Source organism: Actinomadura sp. NPDC048032, from assembly GCF_040653175.1.
Lineage (GTDB): Bacteria > Actinomycetota > Actinomycetes > Streptosporangiales > Streptosporangiaceae > Spirillospora > Spirillospora verrucosospora.
On sequence record NZ_JBEZJP010000790.1, the window covers coordinates 1 to 1,440 of the forward strand.

At 70.1% G+C, this 1,440-nt stretch carries 2 protein-coding genes; both read right to left on the bottom strand.

Annotated features, from left to right (window positions below; genetic code table 11):
- Window positions 1-111: 111 nt before the first annotated feature.
- Window positions 112-624 (bottom strand): 50S ribosomal protein L17, encoded by a 513-nt coding sequence (gene rplQ, locus AB0C69_RS42235; protein ID WP_345176421.1) that lies wholly within the window; start codon window positions 622-624, stop codon window positions 112-114.
- 95 nt (window positions 625-719) lie between these two features.
- A partial coding sequence (gene rpoA / locus AB0C69_RS42240; protein ID WP_360362569.1) for a DNA-directed RNA polymerase subunit alpha occupies window positions 720-1,440 on the bottom strand: 721 nt, incomplete at its 5' end.

Here is a 1,440-nt window from a genome sequence, read left to right on the forward strand (position 1 = left end):
TCGGATCCGGCGGCTTCGCCTCGGTCTGGAAAAGTTCGGGCCCGCCGTCCCGATGGAAACGGCGGGCCCTCACGAACTTCGAGCAAACGCTCGCCCAGTTCAAGCGGCGGATTACTCCTTCTCGCCCTCGTCCTTGGCTTCCGCGTCGCCGGCGGCCTCGTCCTTGGCGTCCACGGCGGCCGTGTCGTCGGCCTCCGTCTTGGCCTCGGGCTCCTCCGCCTTCGGCGCCGGGGCGGCCGGAGCGGCCGTGCCGCCGGACGCCGCCAGCTGCTCCTGCACCAGCTCGATCACGGCCATCGGGGCGTTGTCGCCCTTGCGCGGCCCGATCTTGGTGATGCGGGTGTAGCCGCCGGGACGGTTCTCGAAGCGCGGCGCGATCTCGGTGAAGAGCTCGTGCAGGACTCCCTTGTCGCGGATCGTCTTGGCGACCAGGCGACGGTTGTGCAGGTCGCCCTTCTTCGCCTTGGTGATCAGCTTCTCCGCCAGCGGACGCACCCGCCGGGCCTTGGCCTCGGTGGTGGTGATGCGGCCGTGCTCGAACAGCGACGTGGCCAGGTTGGCCAGGATCAGGCGCTGGTGCGCCGCGCTGCCGCCGAGGCGGGCGCCCTTGGTGGGCTGGGGCATGTCGTTTCCTTCCTGCACCGGCCGTGTCAGGTACCGGTGTCAGCTGGTTCCGGCCGGCCGGGGACCGCGGGCCCCCGGCCGCCGGACTCGGGTTCCTAGTACTGCTCGGTCTCGGCGTAGCCCTGGTCGTCGTCGCCGTAGTTGTCGGCCGCCGCGCTCGGGTCGAACCCGGGCGGGGAGTCCTTCAGCGACAGGCCCATGTCGTTGAGCTTCTGCTTGACCTCTTCGATCGACTTGGCGCCGAAGTTGCGGATGTCGAGCAGGTCCTGCTCGCTGCGGGCGACGAGCTCGCCCACGGAGTGGATGCCCTCGCGCTTCAGGCAGTTGTAGGAGCGGACCGTGAGGTTCAGCTCCTCGATCGGCAGGGCCAGGTCCGCGGCGAGCGCGGCGTCCGTCGGGGACGGGCCCATGTCGATGCCCTCGGCCTCGACGTTGAGCTCCCGGGCCAGCCCGAACAGCTCGACGAGGGTCTTGCCGGCGGAGGCGACCGCGTCGCGCGGCAGCATCGCCTGCTTGGTCTCCACGTCCAGGATGAGGCGGTCGAAGTCGGTGCGCTGCTCGACTCGGGTGGCCTCGACCTTGTAGGTGACCTTGAGCACGGGCGAGTAGATGGAGTCGATCGGGATCCGGCCGATCTCCTGGCCCGGCTGCTTGTTCTGCGCGGCCGAGACGTAGCCGCGGCCGCGCTCGACCGTCAGCTCCATCTCCAGCTTGGCCTTGTTGTTCAGCGTGGCGATGTGCAGGTCCGGGTTGTGGACCTCCACGCCCGCCGGCGGCGCGATGTCGGCGTCGCAGCGCTCCAGGTGCTCGACCACC